This window comes from Limnobacter sp. MED105 (assembly GCF_000170915.1).
GTDB lineage: Bacteria > Pseudomonadota > Gammaproteobacteria > Burkholderiales > Burkholderiaceae_B > Limnobacter.
Genome location: NZ_ABCT01000003.1, coordinates 55697 through 75412, shown reverse-complemented (window position 1 = coordinate 75412; position 19716 = coordinate 55697). Strand labels below are relative to the sequence as shown.

General features: G+C 52.0%; 15 protein-coding genes. 7 read left to right on the top strand and 8 right to left on the bottom strand.

Going from position 1 to position 19716, the window contains the following annotated elements; all coding sequences use genetic code 11:
* Positions 1–75: 75 nt before the first annotated feature.
* Positions 76–2667: a bifunctional aconitate hydratase 2/2-methylisocitrate dehydratase gene (acnB, locus tag LMED105_RS04365; RefSeq protein ID WP_008248539.1), complete on the top strand. Its 2592-nt coding sequence runs from the start codon at positions 76–78 to the stop codon at positions 2665–2667.
* A gap of 54 nt (positions 2668–2721) precedes the next feature.
* On the opposite strand, the gene LMED105_RS04360 is transcribed toward acnB, so the two are convergent.
* Complete coding sequence (locus LMED105_RS04360; RefSeq protein ID WP_156799538.1) at positions 2722–3144, bottom strand: hypothetical protein; 423 nt, start codon at positions 3142–3144, stop codon at positions 2722–2724.
* Between the two features lie 133 nt (positions 3145–3277).
* On the opposite strand from LMED105_RS04360, the gene LMED105_RS04355 reads away from it, so the two are divergent.
* Entirely contained in the window at positions 3278–4783 is a 1506-nt protein-coding gene (locus LMED105_RS04355) for an amidase (RefSeq protein ID WP_008248537.1), read from the top strand.
* Here LMED105_RS04355 and LMED105_RS04350 read toward each other — a convergent pair.
* The 5 genes from LMED105_RS04350 to prpB all read right to left on the bottom strand — a co-directional run bounded on the left by LMED105_RS04350 (position 4780) and on the right by prpB (position 13651).
* Positions 4780–7518 carry a phosphoenolpyruvate carboxylase gene (locus LMED105_RS04350; RefSeq protein WP_040512344.1) on the bottom strand — a complete coding sequence of 913 codons (2739 nt, stop codon included), beginning with the start codon at positions 7516–7518 and terminating at the stop codon, positions 4780–4782. The two genes, LMED105_RS04355 and LMED105_RS04350, sit on opposite strands and share 4 nt — an antisense overlap.
* A gap of 215 nt (positions 7519–7733) precedes the next feature.
* Entirely contained in the window at positions 7734–8933 is a 1200-nt protein-coding gene (prpF, locus tag LMED105_RS04345) for a 2-methylaconitate cis-trans isomerase PrpF (RefSeq protein ID WP_008248531.1), read from the bottom strand.
* A complete protein-coding gene (acnD, locus tag LMED105_RS04340; RefSeq protein WP_008248529.1) occupies positions 8930–11548 on the bottom strand; it encodes a Fe/S-dependent 2-methylisocitrate dehydratase AcnD in 2619 nt (872 codons plus the stop codon). Before acnD ends, prpF begins: the two co-directional genes overlap by 4 nt.
* A gap of 3 nt (positions 11549–11551) precedes the next feature.
* Positions 11552–12712: a 2-methylcitrate synthase gene (gene prpC, locus LMED105_RS04335; RefSeq protein WP_008248527.1), complete on the bottom strand. Its 1161-nt coding sequence runs from the start codon at positions 12710–12712 to the stop codon at positions 11552–11554.
* Between the two features lie 57 nt (positions 12713–12769).
* The gene (gene prpB, locus LMED105_RS04330) at positions 12770–13651 is read right to left on the bottom strand and encodes a methylisocitrate lyase (protein ID WP_008248526.1); all 882 of its coding nucleotides are present in this window, start codon (positions 13649–13651) and stop codon (positions 12770–12772) included.
* Between the two features lie 194 nt (positions 13652–13845).
* Here prpB and prpR point away from each other — a divergent pair, with 194 nt between their 5' ends.
* The 4 genes from prpR to LMED105_RS04310 all read left to right on the top strand — a co-directional run bounded on the left by prpR (position 13846) and on the right by LMED105_RS04310 (position 16469).
* On the top strand, positions 13846–15441 hold the full coding sequence (gene prpR, locus LMED105_RS04325; protein WP_040512343.1) for a propionate catabolism operon regulatory protein PrpR: 1596 nt from the start codon (positions 13846–13848) through the stop codon (positions 15439–15441).
* Between the two features lie 4 nt (positions 15442–15445).
* On the top strand, positions 15446–15853 hold the full coding sequence (arfB, locus tag LMED105_RS04320) for an alternative ribosome rescue aminoacyl-tRNA hydrolase ArfB (RefSeq protein WP_008248522.1): 408 nt from the start codon (positions 15446–15448) through the stop codon (positions 15851–15853).
* A gap of 122 nt (positions 15854–15975) precedes the next feature.
* Positions 15976–16134 (top strand): YqaE/Pmp3 family membrane protein, encoded by a 159-nt coding sequence (locus LMED105_RS16615; protein ID WP_008248520.1) that lies wholly within the window; start codon positions 15976–15978, stop codon positions 16132–16134.
* 113 nt (positions 16135–16247) lie between these two features.
* Positions 16248–16469 (top strand): hypothetical protein, encoded by a 222-nt coding sequence (locus tag LMED105_RS04310; protein WP_008248518.1) that lies wholly within the window; start codon positions 16248–16250, stop codon positions 16467–16469.
* A 15-nt stretch (positions 16470–16484) separates the two neighbouring features.
* On the opposite strand, the gene rlmF is transcribed toward LMED105_RS04310, so the two are convergent.
* Together rlmF and LMED105_RS04300 are read right to left on the bottom strand one after the other, a co-directional pair.
* On the bottom strand, positions 16485–17393 hold the full coding sequence (gene rlmF, locus LMED105_RS04305) for a 23S rRNA (adenine(1618)-N(6))-methyltransferase RlmF (protein ID WP_008248516.1): 909 nt from the start codon (positions 17391–17393) through the stop codon (positions 16485–16487).
* On the bottom strand, positions 17390–19402 hold the full coding sequence (locus tag LMED105_RS04300) for an AsmA family protein (RefSeq protein WP_156799536.1): 2013 nt from the start codon (positions 19400–19402) through the stop codon (positions 17390–17392). Before LMED105_RS04300 ends, rlmF begins: the two co-directional genes overlap by 4 nt.
* Before the next feature lie 160 nt (positions 19403–19562).
* Between LMED105_RS04300 and LMED105_RS16885 the strand changes: the two genes are divergently transcribed.
* Positions 19563–19712, top strand: a complete 150-nt coding sequence (locus tag LMED105_RS16885; protein WP_008248511.1) for a hypothetical protein — start codon at positions 19563–19565, stop codon at positions 19710–19712.
* Positions 19713–19716: the final 4 nt, after the last annotated feature.

The window sequence follows — 19716 nt, the reverse complement described above, 5'->3', positions numbered from 1 at the left end:
AACACTTGTGTGCGCGTGCGAACTGCCTCAAAATTACACAGTTTCTATTGACCCCACCCAATCTAGGGAGATCTCATGCTTGAGTCCTATCGCCAACACGTTGCCGAGCGCGCAGCGTTGGGCATTCCTCCACTGCCTTTGTCTGCCCAGCAAACCGCTGATCTGGTTCAGCTGCTGAAGAACCCACCCGCTGGCGAAGAAGAATTTTTGCTGGACCTGATCACCAACCGTGTACCTGCCGGTGTAGATGATGCAGCCAAAGTAAAATCTGCCTTCCTGGCCGCAATCGTAAACGGCTCAGACACCTGCAAGCTGATTGACCGCAAGAAAGCGACTTTCCTGCTTGGCACCATGCTGGGTGGTTTCAACATCAAGCCACTGATTGATGCCTTGAACGACGCAGAAGTGGGCGATATTGCTGCTGACGCCTTGTCTAAAACCCTGTTGATGTTCGATTACTTCCACGACGTGAAAGACCTGGCCGACAAGGGCAGTGCAACCGCCAAGAAAGTGATGCAAAGCTGGGCCGACGCAGAATGGTTCACAAGCCGCCCCGAAGTACCACAAAGCATCAAGCTGACCGTGTTCAAGGTAACCGGTGAAACCAACACCGACGATTTGTCGCCCGCGCCCGACGCCTGGAGCCGCCCTGACATTCCTTTGCATGCCTTGGCCATGTTGAAAAACCCACGCCCCGGCATTGAAGCAGACGAGCCCGGCAAGGTTGGCCCCATCAAGCAATTGCAAGCCTTGATCGCCAAAGGCAACCCGATCGCCTACGTGGGCGACGTGGTGGGTACCGGTTCCTCACGCAAGTCAGCCACCAACAGCGTGTTGTGGTTCACTGGTGAGGACATTCCTTTCATCCCCAACAAGCGTTTTGGCGGATATTGCCTGGGTAACAAAATTGCCCCGATCTTCTTCAATACGATGGAAGATGCAGGCGCATTGCCTATCGAACTTGATGTAAGCCAAATGGACATGGGCGATGAAATCGAATTGCGCCCATTCGAAGGCAAAGCCCTGAAAAACGGTGCAGTGGTTGCTGAGTTCAGCCTGAAAACCGATGTGTTGTTCGACGAAGTACGTGCTGGTGGCCGTATTCCCTTGATCATCGGCCGTGGCTTAACAGACCGCGCACGTGCTGCTTTGGGCCAAGGTCCAAGCCCTGTGTTCCGTCGTCCATCCGCTCAGGTTGATTCCACCAAAGGCTTCACTTTGGCGCAAAAAATGGTGGGTAAGGCCTGTGGCTTGCCCGCAGGTCAGGGTGTTCGCCCCGGCATTTACTGTGAGCCTCACATGACCACGGTCGGTTCGCAAGACACCACTGGCCCCATGACCCGTGATGAATTGAAAGACCTGGCCTGTTTGGGCTTCTCTGCTGATTTGGTGATGCAGTCCTTCTGCCACACAGCGGCATACCCCAAGCCCGTGGATGTAAAAATGCACCACGAGCTGCCCGACTTCATCGAAAACCGCGGTGGCGTGGCCTTGCGTCCTGGCGACGGCATTATTCACAGCTGGTTGAACCGTTTGTTGATGCCTGACACTGTGGGTACTGGCGGCGATTCACACACTCGTTTCCCAATCGGTATTTCATTCCCCGCAGGTTCAGGTTTGGTTGCGTTTGCCGCGGCCACGGGCGTGATGCCTTTGGACATGCCTGAATCCGTGTTGGTGCGCTTCAAAGGCGAAATGCAACCGGGTGTAACGCTGCGCGACCTGGTGCATGCCATTCCGTTGTACGCCATCAAGGCAGGTTTGCTGACCGTTGAAAAGAAAGGCAAGAAGAATATTTTCTCCGGCCGCATTCTGGAAATTGAAGGCTTGCCCAAACTGAAAGTGGAGCAGGCCTTTGAATTGTCTGACGCCTCGGCTGAGCGTTCAGCCGCAGGTTGCACAATTCATCTGGACAAAGAACCCATCATTGAATACATGACTTCCAACATCACTTTGATGAAGTGGATGATTGCGCAGGGTTACCAAGACGTGCGCACGCTGACCCGCCGAATCAAAGCCATGGAAGAATGGATTGCCAAGCCTGAACTGCTGAAGGCCGACGCCGATGCAGAATACGCAGCCGTGATTGAAATCGACCTGGCTGACATCAAAGAGCCGATTCTTTGCTGCCCGAACGATCCCGATGATGCCAAATTCCTGAGCGAAGTAGCTGGCGACAAGATCGACGAAGTGTTCATCGGTTCTTGCATGACCAACATCGGCCATTTCCGTGCAGCTGGCAAAGTGCTGGAAGGTAAAAGCGATATTCCAACCCGCTTGTGGATTGCACCACCCACCAAAATGGATCAGCACATTTTGACCGAGGAAGGTTACTACGGTATTTTGGGCCGCACTGGCGCACGCATGGAATTGCCAGGCTGTTCCTTGTGCATGGGTAACCAGGCACAAATCCGTAAGGGTTCCACGGGTGTGTCCACATCAACGCGTAACTTCCCGAACCGCTTGGGCATAGACACCCGTGTCTATTTGGCCTCAGCGGAATTGTCTGCAGTGTGCGCGCTGATGGGCAAGATCCCGACAGTGGAAGAGTACATGGAGCAGGTAAAAATGCTGGGCAATGTGTCCGCGGAAGTTTACCGCTACATGAACTTCGACCAAATTCAGGAGTTTGTGGACATTGCAAACAAGGCTGAATTGACAGTCTAAGTTGTCAGGCTGTCACAACAGTGTCATAAAAAAAGCCACCTTCGGGTGGCTTTTTTATGGTTGCTCGATCCGTTCTTTTCGAGGACGCTGGTTTTTCTTCGGTTTTCGGCTGACTTGCAAAAGCAGTTCTTTCAAGGTTGAGTGGATCACGTTGATTTCAGCCAGTTTGCCCAAGCGGCAAATGTCCCTGTGATTTGAAAATTTCACACGCATGTCGCTGTGGTCTTCTTCAAGAAACAGAATATTGGCAGCGGGAAAGTTTTTCTCCAGCTTGCTCAATGCGCCTTCTTCAAAGTCTTCCATGATGTTCATGTCACAAATCACGAGCTTGGCGCGTGAAAGTTCTGTGAAATCCAGATCGATGCTGCGAAATGAATGAACAAATTTCTCACCCAAGCCACTGAGAAAACGTTGGTAAGCCATTGTTTTTATAGGGTAGTCGCTAAATACTACACAAGCGATAAGCGGAGGTTTCATGTCGTGCAGCCAAAGCAATTAAAGTTTCGGATGCCTTATTCTTCCTGTTTCTAATCAGGGTGGGTATTACCTGAGTGGGGTAAGATATTCACTTACATTCATGACCCCCCAGTTTTTCGGAGACACAATAAAAATGGCAGGTTTCAAAGAATATGACCAGTTCGACGCCCTTGGTCTTGCCGAGTTGATCAACAAAGGCGAGGTGAGTGCAGCCGAATTGCTTGAGGAGAGCATCTCACGCACGGAAAAGGTCAACCCGCGAATTAATGCGGTGATTCGTCCCATGTACGACATTGCCCGTGCTCGCGCCAAAGAGTCAGTAGAGGGACCCTTTGCAGGTGTGCCATTCTTGTTGAAAGACTTGATTGCCAGTTATGCCGGAGTTGAGATGAGTTGCGGGAGTCGTTTTTACAAAGGCTTTGTGCCCTCCGAAGACTCTGAATATGTAAAGCGTTTCAAGCGGGCGGGGCTGAACATTTTTGGCAAAACCGCCACACCAGAGTTTGGCATTACGCCATCCACCGAACCGGAATTGACCGGACCATGCCGCAACCCGTGGGATCCTCTGCGCAGCCCTGGCGGTTCCAGTGGCGGTGCCTCATCAGCCGTGGCTGCGGGTATTGTGCCCATGGCGAGTGCAAGCGATGGTGGTGGTTCAATTCGGGTGCCTGCGTCGTGTACAGGTTTGTTTGGCTTGAAGCCCACTCGTGGGCGCGTACCATCGGGTCCGGATCAGGCTGACGGCTGGTTCGGATTCATTGCTGAGCATGTGGTGTCTCGCACTGTGCGGGATTCCGCACACATGCTGGATTGTTTGCATGGCAATTACCCAGGTCAGTTACTGCGCATTGCGCCGCCTGCAAAAACTTACGCGGCGGCTGTTGAGGCAAAACCAAAAAAGCTGAAAATTGCATATTCACTCGACCCCGCTTTGGGCGATTCCCTGCATGCGGATTGTCAGGAAGGCGTGCTTGAAACAGTGAAGTTGCTTGAAAGTTTGGGCCACACCTGTGAGGAAGTACGTTTGCCCATCAACAAGGAAGAATTTATATACGCTTACACCGTGTTGGTGTGTTCAGAAATGGCCGCAACGCTGAAAGAAGGGGAGCGCATATTGGGAAGAAAAGGCAAGGCGTCGGATTTTGAAGCGCGCACTTGGGCCTTGATGAAATTGGGCCGTAGTTTTAACGGAGGCGATGTAGCCAATGCAGTATGGACCATGGCCCAGTTCTCTCGCCAGTGGATGACATTTTTTGAGCCCTACGACGCACTATTGACCAGTACGTTGGGTGAGTTACCGATCGCAGTGGGCGGACTTCGCCCGACTTCGCAAGAAATGATTGAATTGAAGGCACTTAGCTACTTGCCCATTGGTTTCATCGCCAAGCAGAAGGATTTCGTACTGAAGGCAGGGCGGCGCGTGTATCAATATTGTTCTCAAACCATGCCTGCAAACGTCACGGGACAACCGTCCATGAGTGTGCCTTTGCACTGGAATGCGCAAGGCCTTCCAGTGGGTATGATGTTCACTGGGCGTTTTGGTGAAGAGCATGTTTTATTCAACCTGGCAGCTCAGTTAGAACAAGCCAAGCCTTGGGCAGGCAAACGCCCACCCATTCATGCCGGTAATGCCAGTTAACCAAATCGGTTGGAACTGGAGATTGCCTGCATGGACATGACAATGGGTTCAACCAGCTTGTTTTGAATCTCGGGGCCCGCCTGCTGGTGGGCCTTGAGTAATCCAATTTGCATGGCATGTGCAGCTTGGGTCAATGGTTTCTTTACAGTCAGTATTTCCGCATCGACGGGATTGTGATCCATCAAATCGTTGGTTTGTTTGATGTTCAAGATCATTTCTTTGGTCAGTTCGTACTCATTCTTGATTTTCTCAAATACGCCTTGCGATTTAGCAGGTGCCAATTTGGCATATTGTTGCGCAATTTGCATGTCAGCTTTTTGCAGGGCCGTGGCGGTTCTGTCGACAAAGCTTTTGAAGAAAGGCCATTCCCTGTACATGGTTTGAAGTTGCTCGGTTCGTTGTGCGGGTGTGGTGTTTGTATCAGTTGATTGATCGACAAAGTTTTTTAGTGCACTGCCAGTACCAAAGAATGCAGGCATAGCGCTTCCAGATTGATACCAGGCGCCCACCCACGGAATGGCTCGAAGCTTGTCAAGAACAAGGCTGCCTTCTGCTGAATTTGCACGTGAGGCCGGGCGGCTGCCTGCATTGGATTTGCCCACAAATTCAATGGGTGTGCTGCGTTGAAAAAATTGAGGAAGCTCGGGATTGGTGTAAAGGCTTTGATAGCTGTCGCGAGCGTGTTGGGCTAGTAATTCCATGGTGTTGGCATATTTTGCAAGCTGTTGGTCTGGGCCTGTTGCCATGGTTTCAAGCGTGGATCCCACCATGTCTGCAAGGTTGGATTGTGAGATTATTTTGGTGCCGAATTTGGCAGGTACTTCTTCACCTTGCTCGGTTTGCCGCATGCCAGTCAGCAAGCTGGCGCCGTTGCCTGATTTAATTTCCTGTGCATATGAATCGCCCGATCCCCTGGCCTCAGTGCCGCCTCGACCATGAAATACATGCAATTTCACACCATTCTGTTTTGCTACTTCAAGCATTTTGGCTGTACCTTCATACACCGCCCAACTGGAGGCGAGCGGTCCGTCCAAGCGGTTGCTGTCGGAATAGCCCACCATGATTTGTTGTTGATTCCCGCTGGCTTGAAGTGCTTGTCGGTACCAAGGGTGATTCAGCATGCTGTTCAGAATGGTTGGGCCATTGTGTAAATCATCCACTGTTTCTATCAGGGGAACTACATTCATCTTGACCCCATCACCATCGGCCAGGCCCGCATGCTTGAGTAGTAACATCACCTCAAGCATGTCACTCAAGGTTTCAGTGTTGGCTGTGATGCAGTTTTTCAGTGCCTGTGGCCCGTAGCTGTCATGAATGGTTTTGTAACTTTTGATCAATGCGATTTCTCGATCAAATTCAGGATTGTCGATTTGACCATCGATTGGCGCATCGTTCAGCACAGTTTTGCTGGTATCAAGCAGCAGGTGGGTTAGCAGTGTTTGTTTTTCAAGTTCTCCCAGGCTTTCATAATTGCGGGGGCCACCCGATCTTCTCAACAACTCACCGACGGTTTTCTCATTCATGGCGCTGTTTTGGCGTATGTCGGTGCTGGCGCCGTGAAAGCCAATGCTGTCTGCGTCCAGTTTCAGCAAATCCAGTTTCTCTTGAACAATTCTTTTGTCGTCAGTATCCAAATTGCCAATATTCAATGATTCCAGATCGTGCAGCAATTCGTTCGCATTCAGGTATAGATCGCCTTGAATAGGTAGAGGGCCTTCGCCCACCAAATGCGCTCGGGTTCGTGCAAGTTTCTCCCGAATTAAACCAAGAGATTCCGAATGCCCAGCCTTACTAAGCAGGTTACCTAGGCTGCCTGGTTGAGTTGTTTTCTCTTTGCCTATTTTTTGTTCGAAGTAATCAAATGCAGCTGTGCTCAGGGTTTTGACCACGTCCTTCAATACGGCGGCATCAATATTTGGATTACCGTCCCGATCACCGCCCACCCAGTTGCCCGCTTCAACCAAAGGTTTCGACAATTTCAAATTGTTGGGTAAACCAGAAAGTTGTTGGTTGATCTGTTTGTGAATGTTGCGACCCGAGCTGTGCAGATGTCTGATATTGGACGAGAACTGATTCGCCTCGTCTTGCACACTGGGTTTTAGTTCTCGTACACCTTGAGTTTGCCAAAGTTCCTGACACACTTTCGCATTGCCATGGGGAGTTGCAATGTCGTCAAGTTGAGATAGCACCACCGCACTGGCCTGAGGTTTGTTGAAGTTTGTAGGGTGAGCAGTAAACACCGGGGAAATTGTGGTGTTCGACAGTTTTTGAATGATGGATTCTCCACGGCTAGTCGCGTGATCGATCAATGTTTTTAGCCCGTGCATCAACGATTGGTTGGCAGGTGAATCGTTGGCTTTTAAATGCCTCTCTGCTGCACTCAATATCATCAATTGGCTGTTCAAATATTTCAGAGCACTGACAATTATTTCCGGATCATTCTTATTGCTCTGAACAAATTCCTCTACACGTGCGTGAAGGTGCTCGAAATCTGGTTCATCCGCTTCAATCTGCTCAGCCAATTCACCAGCCTGCTCAAACTTCATCGGGGACAAGCTTTTCTGTAACTGTAGTTTTAAGTTCGTATGTGTATTTTGTCGAATGTCTTTGAGCTTACTGGCCAATGGACCAACAATCTTGGGCGATGCGGAGCCTGAGCCGCTTCTTCGCAAGGCATTGTTGGCTGCAGACATGGCGACTTGGGCGCTACTGTGGCTTGTAATTGCGCGAAACATGGTGAGGACTCCCATTTTAATTTTTGGAGCCATGAGGATAATTAGGGAGGAGTGACGTAATCAGAAAGAGGGGTAGGGGGGTGTGAGTATTTGCTCACTCTGTTGCTAGTCGATATTGTTTTTGAAATTCTGGAGCTGCACTTCAGTTCTCGGCATTGCACCGAAAAAAACTGAAGTGCATGTAGTGGCAAGCTTGATCAGCTTGGTTCCATTATTTAAAAAGTATCGCTGGGTACGCGAACCCAGCCTTCCATCAATACGCGCGCACTGCGGCTCATGATGGCTTTTTTCACGGCCCACTGACCGTTTTCAAGTACAGCCTGCGCACCCACACGCAGTGTGCCGCTGGGGTGACCAAAACGAACGGCTTCACGTTCAGTTCCTCCTGCTGCAAGATTCACCAAAGTGCCTGGTACAGCAGCAGCGGTACCAATTGCCACCGCTGCAGTACCCATCATGGCATGGTGCAATTTGCCCATGCTCATTGCCCGCACCAGCAAGTCGACGCCTGCAGCTTCAACTACTTTGCCGCTAGAGCTGCTGTAGGTTTTTGGCGGGGCCACAAAGGCAACTTTGGGTGTGTGTTGGCGTTTGGCTGCTTCGTCCACGTGTTTGATCAAGCCCATCTTGACCGCACCGTGAGCGCGGATGGTTTCAAACATCGCAAGTACCTTGGGGTCGCTGTTGATGTCGTCTTGCAACTCGCAGCCCGTGTAGCCAATGCTGTCGGCATTCACAAAAATTGTGGGAATGCCCGCATTGATCAAGGTGGCTTTCAGTGTGCCCACACCGGGTACTTCCAGGTCGTCGATCAAATTGCCGGTGGGGAACATGCTTCCACCACCATCGCCTTCGCCTTCATCTGCGGGGTCCAGAAACTCCAGCTGAACTTCCGCGGCAGGGAAGGTAACACCGTCGAGTTCGAAGTCGCCGGTTTCCTGCACAAGTCCGTCGGTAATAGGAACATGAGCGATGATGGTTTTGCCAATATTGGCTTGCCAAATACGCACCACACAAGTGCCGTTCTGCGGCACGCGGGTTGGGTCGACCAAACCACTGGCCACTGCGAATGAACCCACAGCGGAGGACAAATTGCCGCAGTTGCCGCTCCAGTCCACAAAAGCCTTGTCGATGGAAACCTGCCCAAACAGGTAGTCCACATCGTGATCGGCTTTGCTGCTTTTGCTCAAAATCACGGTTTTGCTGGTGCTGGAAGTTGCACCACCCATGCCGTCAATTTGCTTGCCATAGGGGTCGGGGCTGCCGATTACACGCAACAACAACTTGTCGCGTGCCTCGCCAGGCTTTTGGCATGCCTCTGGCAGGTCTTGCAGCCTAAAAAAAACACCCTTGCTGGTGCCGCCACGCATGTAGGTGGCGGGTACTTTTATTTGCTGGCTGGGTTTAACGCTCATGCTGCCTTTCCTTCCAGAAAGTCTTGTGCAAAACGCTGCAACACGCCGCCAGCTTCGTAAATTGACACTTCCTCAGCCGTGTCCAAACGGCAGGTCACTGGAAACTCGACACGCTCGCCATTCTTGCGGGTCATGACCACAGTCAGGGTTGCGCGCGGGCTGCGTTCACCCAACACTTCGAACACCTCTGTGCCGTCAATGTTGTAGGTGTGGCGTGTGTCGCCAGCCTTGAATTCCAGGGGCAGGGTGCCCATGCCAATCAGGTTGGTGCGGTGAATGCGCTCAAAGCCTTCGGCGATAATCGCTTCCACACCAGCCAGGCGAACGCCTTTGGCGGCCCAGTCGCGTGAAGAGCCCTGCCCGTAGTCCGCGCCTGCAATAATAATCAGCGGCTGGCCACGGTCCATGTAGGTTTCAATGGCTTCCCACATGCGTGTTACCTGGCCCTCTGGTTCAATGCGAGCCAGCGAACCTTTTTTCACCTTGCCATCTGCATCGCGAACCATTTCATTCAGCAAAGTGGGGTTGGCAAAGGTGGCGCGTTGCGCAGTCAAATGATCACCGCGGTGCGTGGCGTAGCTGTTGAAGTCTTCTTCCGGCAGGCCCATTTTGTGCAGGTATTCACCAGCTGCGCTGTTCATCATGATTGCGTTGGACGGGCTCAGGTGATCAGTCGTGATGTTGTCACCGAGCACTGCCAGCGGGCGCATATTTTTCAGCGTGCGTGGTCGTGCGGCCAAAGCACCTTGACCTTCGGTGTCCCAATAGGGTGGGCGACGAATGTAGGTGCTCTGAGGGCGCCAGTCGTACAGCGGGCTTTTGGCTTCTTCAATTGCACCAAGGTCGAACATGGGAATGTAAATTTCGCGGAACTGCGAAGGCTTCACGAATTCATTCACGATGGCATCAATTTCTTCATCGCTTGGCCACAGGTCTTTCAGGCGAATTTCCTTGCCATCGACTATGCCCAGCACATCGCGTTCGATGTCAAAGCGAATGGTGCCAGCAATGGCGTAAGCCACCACCAGCGGTGGGCTGGCAAGAAACGCCTGCTTGGCGTAAGGGTGGATGCGGCCGTCGAAGTTGCGGTTGCCGGAAAGCACAGCGGTGGCGTACAAATCGCGATCAATGATCTCTTGCTGAATCGCGGGGTCCAGCGCACCGCTCATGCCGTTGCACGTGGTGCAGGCAAAAGCCACAATGCCAAAGCCCAGCTTTTCCAGTTCAGGCAACAGGCCTGAGTCTTTCAAATACAGCTCGGCCACTTTCGAGCCTGGTGCAAACGATGACTTTACCCAGGGCTTTCGCACCAGGCCCAGTTCATTGGCTTTGCGGGCCAACAGCGCCGCAGCCACTACGTTGCGTGGGTTGCTGGTGTTGGTGCAACTGGTAATGGCAGCAATAATCACGGCGCCGTCGGGCATCAAACCTTCAGCTTCTTGAGCGCGCGCGGCGTCCAGGTTGCCTGCAATGCCTTTGGCTGCCAAATCGCTTGTGGCCACTCGGGCATGCGGGTTTGACGGGCCAGCCATGCTGCGTACCACTTTGCTTAAATCAAATGTCAACACACGCTCGTATTCAGCACCTGTCATTTTGCCGGCCCACAAGCCAGTGTGTTTGGCGTAGTGTTCCACCAGCTTCACTTGCTCGTCTTCACGGCCAGTTAACTTCAGGTAGTCGATGGTTTGCTCGTCGATGTAGAACATCGCGGCGGTGGCACCGTATTCCGGGGTCATGTTCGAGATGGTCGCCCGATCACCAATCGTCAGGCTGTTGGCACCTTCACCGAAAAATTCAATGTAGGCACCCACCACGCGTTCCTTGCGCAAAAACGCAGTCAATTCCAGCACGATGTCCGTTGCAGTAATGCCAGGCTGACGCTTGCCAGTCAGCTCCACGCCCACAATATCGGGCAGGCGCATCATGGATGCACGGCCCAGCATCACGGTTTCAGCTTCCAGACCGCCCACGCCAATTGAAATCACGCCCAGCGCATCCACATGAGGTGTGTGGCTGTCTGTGCCCACGCAAGTGTCGGGAAAAGCTACACCATCGCGCACCTGCACCACTGGAGACATTTTCTCCAAATTGATTTGGTGCATGATGCCGTTGCCTGCTGGAATTACATCCACATTCTTGAACGCGGTTTTGGTCCAGTTGATGAAGTGAAAACGGTCTTCGTTGCGGCGTTCTTCAATGTCACGGTTTTTCTGGAAAGCGTCGGGATCAAAGCCGCCACATTCCACCGCCAGTGAATGGTCTACGATCAATTGCGTTGGTACCACCGGGTTCACCAGCGATGGGTCTCCGCCTTCGTCTGCAATTGCATTGCGCAGGCCAGCCAAATCCACCAAAGCGGTTTGGCCCAGAATGTCGTGGCACACCACGCGCGCCGGGTACCAGGGAAAGTCCAGGTCGCGCTTGCGGTACACCAATTGCTTCAGGCTGTCAGTCAGCGCAGCAGGTTCGCAGCGGCGTACCAATTGCTCGGCCAACACCTTGCTGGTGTAGGGCAGCTTGTCCCAGGCGCCAGGCTCGATTGCATCTACAGCCGATTGGGCGTCGAAGAAATCAAGCTGGGTACCGGGCAGATTTTTACGAAATTGAGTGTTCATAGATTATTTGCGATCCTTGATGGGGACAAATTTCTGATCTTCCGGGCCTGTGTAGTTGGCGCTTGGGCGAATAATCTTGCCGTCGATGCGCTGCTCGATCACGTGGGCGCTCCAGCCGGAAGTACGGGCAATCACGAACAGGGGGGTGAACATGGCGGTGGGTACACCCATCATGTGGTAGCTCACTGCGCTGAACCAGTCCAGGTTCGGGAACATTTTCTTGATTTCCCACATGGTGCTCTCAAGACGTTCAGCAATGTTGTACATCTTCATGTTGTTCTGTTCTTTGGACAAGTCTTCTGCCACTTTCTTGATCACCACGTTACGGGGGTCGCTCACGGTGTACACGGGGTGGCCAAAGCCAATCACCACTTCCTTGCGTTCCACACGGGCGCGAATGTCGGCCTCGGCTTCATCGGGGTTGTCGTAACGCTTTTGAATTTCGAAGGCCACTTCATTGGCGCCGCCATGCTTGGGGCCACGCAGGGCACCAATACCGCCACAAATGGCGGAATACATGTCAGAACCCGTGCCAGCCACCACGCGGCTGGTGAATGTTGATGCATTGAATTCGTGTTCTGCGTACAGAATCAGCGAGGTGTGCATGGCGCTAACCCAGCTGTCACGAGGCTTTTCACCATGCAGCAAGTGCAGGAAGTGGCCGCCAATTGAATCATCGTCGGTTTCCACTTCAATGCGCTTGCCGTTGTGGCTGTAGTGGTACCAGTACAGCAGCATGCTGCCCAGGCTGGCCATCAGCTTGTCGGCAATGTCGCGTGCGCCGGGGTGATTGTGGTCGTCTTTTTCAGGTTGCAGGCAACCCAGTACCGAAACACCGGTGCGCATCACATCCATGGGGTGGGCTGAAGGGGGCAGTGCTTCCAGCGCCTGCTTCACGCCTGCGGGAATACCGCGCAATGCCTTCAGTTTTAGTTTGTAGCCAGCCAGTTCAGCCACTGTGGGCAGCTTGCCGTGCACCAGCAGGTAAGCAATTTCTTCAAACTCGGTGGTGGTTGCCAAGTCCAGAATGTCGTAACCACGGTAAGCCAAGTCGTTGCCTGTGCGGCCTACGGTACACAGGGCAGTGTTGCCAGCGGCTGTACCTGAAAGTGCGACTGATTTTTTGGGTTTGAAGCCAGGGGTTGTTGTTTGTTGTTCAGACATTTCTGTCTCCTGTCAAAATAATGTTTTATAACAATTGTTTATGTTGTTTTATTGAAGTCATTTCTGCTGAAACAAGGCATCCAGCTTCTGCTCAAAATCGTGGTAGCCAATGCTGTCATACAGCTCCATGCGGGTTTGCATGGTGTCCAGTACATTTTTCTGGGTGCCATCACGGCGAACTGCTTCATACACATTCTGTGCTGCCTTGTTCATGGCGCGGAATGCGCTTAGTGGGTACAACACCAGACCCACGCCTGCGCCTTTCAATTCTTCGGTGGTGAACAGGGGCGTTGAGCCGAACTCGGTGATGTTGGCCAACACAGGCACCTTCACCGCATCTACAAACTGCTGATACATGCTCAGTTCGGTCATGGCTTCCGGGAAAATCATGTCAGCACCAGCTTCCACGCAGGCGCAAGCCCGGTCAATGGCCGATTGCAAACCTTCCACGGCCAGCGCGTCGGTACGGGCCATGATTACGAAATCGTCTGAACCGCGTGCGTCGACTGCTGCCTTGATGCGGTCGACCATTTCTGCTTGGGTCACAATCGCCTTGCCGGGGCGGTGGCCGCAGCGCTTGGCACCCACTTGATCTTCAATGTGCATGGCAGCAGCACCGGCTTTCATCATGGCTTTGGTGGTGCGGGCAATGTTGAACGCTGATGAACCGAAGCCTGTGTCAACGTCGACCAGCAAGGGGGTGTCGCACACATCGGTAATGCGACGCACATCGGTCAACACGTCGTCCAGGCCAGAAATACCCAAGTCGGGCAAGCCCAGTGAACCAGCCGCTACACCGCCGCCGCTCAGGTAAATGGCTTTAAATCCAGCGCGCTTGGCCAGCAATGCGTGGTTGGCGTTGATTGCGCCGATTACTTGCAAAGGTTGTTCGTCTTTCACTGCCTGGCGGAAACGGGCGCCTGCGGAATTTTGGGTCATGGTGTTCTCCTTGTTGTATGTTTTTGGTGGTGCAGGGTTCATGCCAGTTACTGATAAAAATTAAATAAACGTTATTATTCAATACTATGAGAAAAATTATTAAAGTTATATATTGAATATTGTTCTGTTCAATTGAAACATCGTTGTTTAAAATAAAACCTATCGATGTTTTAAAAGAACCATTTCTGTTTTAAATGAAACCTAGAATCGTAGTGTTCAGCATCAGTGCACTGGCGGGTACCCTAAGGGAAATTGCCCGTGACTATGCCGGTTCAGCCAATATTGAGCTGGTTCCCAAGGCCTATGAAGATGCCTTGGCTTACGCACGCAACCGCTATTACACCGACACGGCCGATGTATTCATCGCCGCAGGTTCCAATGGCGCATTCTTGCAAAACCAGCTTGAGGCCCCCTTGGTGATCATCCGCACCGATGGTTTTGATGTGATGCAAGCATTGGCTTCCGCCAGAAAAGCGTCTGCGGCGGTGGGATTGGTCAGTTACGAGCATTCCTTCGAGGAGCTTGAACAATTTGCACGGGCGTTCGATGTGCCTTTGAACACCCGAACTTATCGCACACCTGAAGACGCGCGCCGCGCGGTACGGGAATTAGCCCAGTTGGGTGTCAAGGTGGTGGTTGGTTCAGGTTTGGTCACTGAAATTGCACAGGAAATGGGGCTGGAAGCCATTTTGATTTACTCCCGCCAAGGCGTTGTCAAGGCCTTTGAGGAAGCCATACGTCTGGCCAGTGCCAAGGCCTCGGGCGGAGTGCGTCGAAACAGCCAGGCCTACACGTATCACAACGAGCAAGATTTGATCGGCAACAGCAAGGCCGTAGAAAAGCTGCGCAACACGATTCGCCTGTGTGGCAGCATCGATTTTTCAGTGCTTATTCAAGGTGAAACTGGCGTGGGCAAAGAACTGGTGGCCCAATCCATTCACACGTCCAGTCCACGTGCAGGTAAACCGTTTGTGGCCATTAATTGCGCATCTTTGACTGAAAGCCTTTTGGAAAGCGAGTTGTTTGGCTATGAAGAGGGTGCGTTTTCAGGGGCCGTAAAAGGAGGGCGAGCCGGCATGTTTGAGAGCGCGCAAGGCGGCACCGTTTTTCTCGACGAAATTGGCGACATGCCTTTGGCTTTTCAAACGCGTTTATTGCGTATTCTCGAGGACAGCACCGTGCGCCGCATTGGGTCTGCTTCACCACGCAAAGTTGATTTTCGACTGCTTGCAGCCAGCAATGTGAACTTGCAGCAAGCGGTAGAAGAAGGGCGTTTTCGCGAAGACCTGTATTTCCGCCTGAATGAAATGTTGATCCATATACCGCCCTTGCGAGAACGCACCGAAGACATTGCCGAATTGGCGGGATACTTTTTGAGAACCACGCCAGTGCGAGTCAGCAAATCCAGATTCGACGAGTTTCTTCATCTGGCCCTGCCTATTCTTCAGTCATTGCCTTGGCCGGGCAATATTCGTCAATTAAAAAATGTGTGCCGCAGGGCGGCAGTCATGATGTTGCAAGAAAGTGATCTGTCGAGCTGGCCTACCTGGTTTCCAGATTTAATGGTTGACTCACAAAATTCAGCCCTGTCACCCGGGCAGTTGAAAGATTTGCCTGGCCCAATAGACTCGATGAATGCATTGGCCTTGGCATACAGCAGGGCGCCCAAGCATGGGCGGGCTGAGATTGTCCGTGAGGCACTCAAGGTGGTTGGTGGCGAAGTCAATAAAGTGGCTGAAGGTTTGGGAATTAGCAGATCAACTGTTTGGCGCTTGGGTAAAAGCGTTTAGTACCATGTCATATTCACCACCCATCCTGACCGAATCCGATGTTGAATTCACAGCCATTCGTGCCCAAGGTGCGGGTGGCCAAAACGTCAACAAAGTGTCCAGTGCCATTCATTTGCGTTTTGACATTCGTTCATCGTCTTTGCCTGAATTCATCAAAGAAAAATTGCTTGCTCTGCAAGACCAGCGCTTGACCAAAGAAGGCGTTATTGTCATCAAAGCGCAAACCACGCGTAGCCAGGAGCAAAACCGTGTTGACGCCCTTGCGCGCTTGAACGAGTTGATTGCCGAGGTGGCCAAGCCCGTCAAGGTCCGCCGTGAGACTCGCCCAACTTTGGGCTCAAAACGTCGCAGGCTGGAGGGTAAAAGTATTCGAGGGCAGGTGAAAGCGCTGCGTGGGAAAGTTCAGGATTGATTTTTAGTTGCAACAGAACGCAACCCTTGGTGCACGACACAAGGTCATAAACGTTTATGCTTTTCAGGTATCGGAAGCACGGGTTTTTTTACTTTAGTTACAACTACTTTTCAGGAGAACCAATGGATCTTGTTCGAATACTGATCGCCATCTTGTTGCCTCCACTGGGCGTGTTTCTTCAAGAAGGTTTTGGCAAACATTTCTGGATCAACATTATTCTGACCTTGCTCGGCTACATTCCGGGTATTGTTCACGCCGTGTACATCATTGCTAAAAAGTAGCGCGATCAGGATCACTCCGCCACGGGGTGATCCGTTATACAAATTATTTTGTATGCCTTTCTTGTTTGCAGTCCGTTAATACTCACACACCAATAACTACCCAGGAAAACAAGATGCAAGCCACGAAATTGATCGGAATTCTGTTGATTGTTGCCGGCACTTTAGGATTGGTCTACGGCGGCTTTAGTTACACCGAAGAATCAACCGCCGCAAAAATTGGTTCGCTCGAAATTACAGTGGACCAGGAAAAAGAAGTGAATGTCCCCATGTGGGCTGGCGTGGGTGCAATTGTCGCAGGCGCCTTCTTGCTGTTGGTAGGCGGTCGCCGGCGATAAATCAATAAAACCGCATCAAGCGAAAGACCACGCCACAATGCGCGTGGTCTTGTTGCCTTGTTCCATTTCAACCTCAAGAATGTCTCGTGCGCCAGCATTGCGCATGTGCCACTTTGCCTGTCCCACATTTTCAGCTTTCGACACCAGCGTGGTGAACCACCGGCATTGTTTGCCGAACTGCGCACTTTCATTGATCATGGTTTGCAGAAAACCAATTTCCCCGCCTTCGCACCACAACTCATTTTTCTGCCCACCAAAATTCAAGCCTACGGGTGCCTTTGAACCCGGTTTTTCTCCACGACTAAAAGCCAGGCTGTTGACCTTGCGCTGATTGCTTTTCACGGCCTCTTTTTGTGAAGCATGAAACGGCGGATTGCACACGCTGAGGTCAAATTTCTCTCCCGGTTTGATCACACCTTCAAATATTTTTCGCTTGTCGCGCTGCAATCGCAAGTCGATCAAATGCTTCAAATCGCTGTTGTTGTCCAATATTGAAGAAAGGTTCTTCAACCCAACGGGGTCAATTTCACTGCCACTGCAGTGCCAGCCATACACCTTTGCCGCCAGCAGGGAATAAATTCCATTCGCGCCTGTGCCAATGTCCAGCATCTTCACTTGCCTGGCATCGCTGGCCTTGATCCCGCTGCTTGCGAGTAAATCCGCTGCGTAATGAATGTAATCCACACGGCCAGGAATGGGTGGGCAAAGGTAGCCCTCAGGCACGGTCCATCCTGCAATACCGTAGTGGTGTTTCAACAGTGCACAATTGAGCGCCTTCACCGCAGCGGGCGAGGCAAAATCGATGGAGTCCCGACCATGGTTGTTGGGTTTTACATATTTTTTCAGGGCAGGGTAAGTCAGCACCAAAGCGTCGAAATCGTACCCGTTTTTGTGGGCATTGTTGGGGTGAAGTGTTTTGGTCAATTTTTTTCTCGCTGGGCCTTGCTGCGCGCTGCCAAATCGTAGCAACCGGTTTTATTGGTATTCTCGGCAGAGTCCGGGGTTCCGGTATCCAAAAAAGGAATCAACGCCGCAAACGGATTCAGTAACGATAGCAGCACTGCACCTGCTACCTTACCCGCCAGCGGGCCTTTTTCAAGAGACACATCGGGCGAGCCCATGGTGCCAGTAATCAGCAAAGGCGTGCGCAAGCTGACAGGGCTGAAATCCTTCGGTGTCACAACAACCCTCAAATTCAGGGCTTCTGTCTTCATTGAAATGCTGCCATTCACCCACATTGCAGAGTCTTGTGTATCAATCACAAACACCTTGGGTTGCAGTACACCATTGTTTGCATCCAGGTCGGCAAACGCACAGGTCATTTGCAGCACGTTGTCCCCCCGAAACCACACCCCGAGTGCCTCGGCTGCATCCAGGCCAGCGGCTTCAACGATCAGGTGCGACATGGTGCCATCGCGCACCTGTGTTCTCACATTGCCAGCCAAGCTTCCCAGTATTTCTGCAGTCGAGCGGCCTTGCCCCTTCAGTTTGGCGGCACCGTTCATGGTGCCAGTGACATAAGGCGGCTCATTTCCAGCCCTTGGCATATTCAGCCATTGCTCTAGTTGCACATTGGCCCAGTTCAAGTCTGCCTCCCAGATAGCAACATCTTCGCGGCCATCCAGTTGCACCGAACCTGCAAGTTCGCCTTGTGCTGTTTTTGCCTGAATGTCTGAAATTCTCAGAACACCCTGCGTCACGGCCAAGTGTGCTTGCAAGGGCCGAAGTGGTTTCAGTATCTCGCTGCCCAAATCCAGATTATCAATATCAATTTTCACATCGGCATCCATTGCTCTCAGGGAAGGAAGATCAAAGGGTTTGTCCGGCAACACCCTGCCTTTGCTCGTGGCTGCCAAATCCTGTTTTTCAGCGGGTGCCCCAACAGTGGGCCCCAAGTCAGCCAACACCAGTGACGGCCCTTTGAGTTCGCCAGTTAGCAGGGGCTGCTTTTTGCCGCCGTCATACACAAAACTCCCGTTCAAACGACTGTTGCCGATGGTTGCGCTGTCAATCTTGACTTGCCAGTTGTTTGCATCTCGTACCAAGTTGCCTTCTGTGCGAAAGGCTGGCGTGTTTGGCAAAGTGACTCCGAGTGCCTCGCCTGCGGCCGCCAGTGATGAACCACTCACCGCAAACTGCCCGGAAAGTTGTTGCATGCCAAACGCATCGGCCGCCTTACCCTTAAAGTCCAATCGGGCTTTGCCCAAAGACACGTTCAACTCCACCGGGATTGGGTCACCTTGCTTGGCCACCCAAGGCAACACGCCGATTGATTTCAACTGGACATCCAGCTTTTTACCTTGGTACACGCCAAGCGCAGCGACCTTGAGCGCATCGGCGCCGACGTCTCCTTCTTGCAAACTGACAGAGGCATCCAGATCAAGATCGAGCGGTTCATCGCGGTATACCAACCGGCCTCTTTGAATGGCCAGCAAACCAAACTCTGGGGCAGGTGCAGAGGCTTTGTCAGACTCGATTTTGGTAACTTGCCAGGAAGTTCGCCCGTCTTTAAGTCGCTCAAAATTGCCGTCCAGCAAGCCGGCGGTTAGCGATTTGATGCGTAGAGCAGATTCTGGCGCGTTGGCCCACTTGATCAGGTCGCTGTAGCGCAGTGCGAGAGACACATTTTCTGCTCGAACCATGAAAGGTGACTGGCTCCACGCGGGTGAGGCCACTTCAAAATGATTCAAGTTCAATCGAATGCCGCCAATCAACCGGAGTTTAAACTGTGTTGTAGCCTCGTCTTGTTTTGTCAATTGAATGTTTCGTTCCAGTGCCTTGCTCAGCCATTGTTCGGCTGGTTTGGCCAAAAATGGCCATCCCATTAATTCAAGTATGCCCACGGCCAACACAATCAAGGCCAGTAGTGTCGAAGCCAGCAACCGAAAAGGCTTTTGTTGATAGAGCATTTGGGTAATCGGCGTTCTTTTCAAGTGTTGTCCTGATTCTGTGGTGCAAGAATTGAGTGCTTGTTTTCGCACTTCTTGCTGTGGTTAACGCATACTAGCGAGAAGCAGTCAACTTAAGTGGGTTGTACTCGTTATACGGAATATCAAGATTCGATCAATTTCTTTTATTCAGGAAGTATGAAACATGAAAACATTGTTTTCCATGATGGCATTGATGCTCGCTTTGAGCAGTTGTGCAGTGTACACCCCAGCAGGTTCCGTGGTGGTTGATCCAGGTGGCCATGGTGGCGGCGGTCATTGCCCTCCTGGCCAAGCCAAAAAAGGCAACTGCTAAGCAG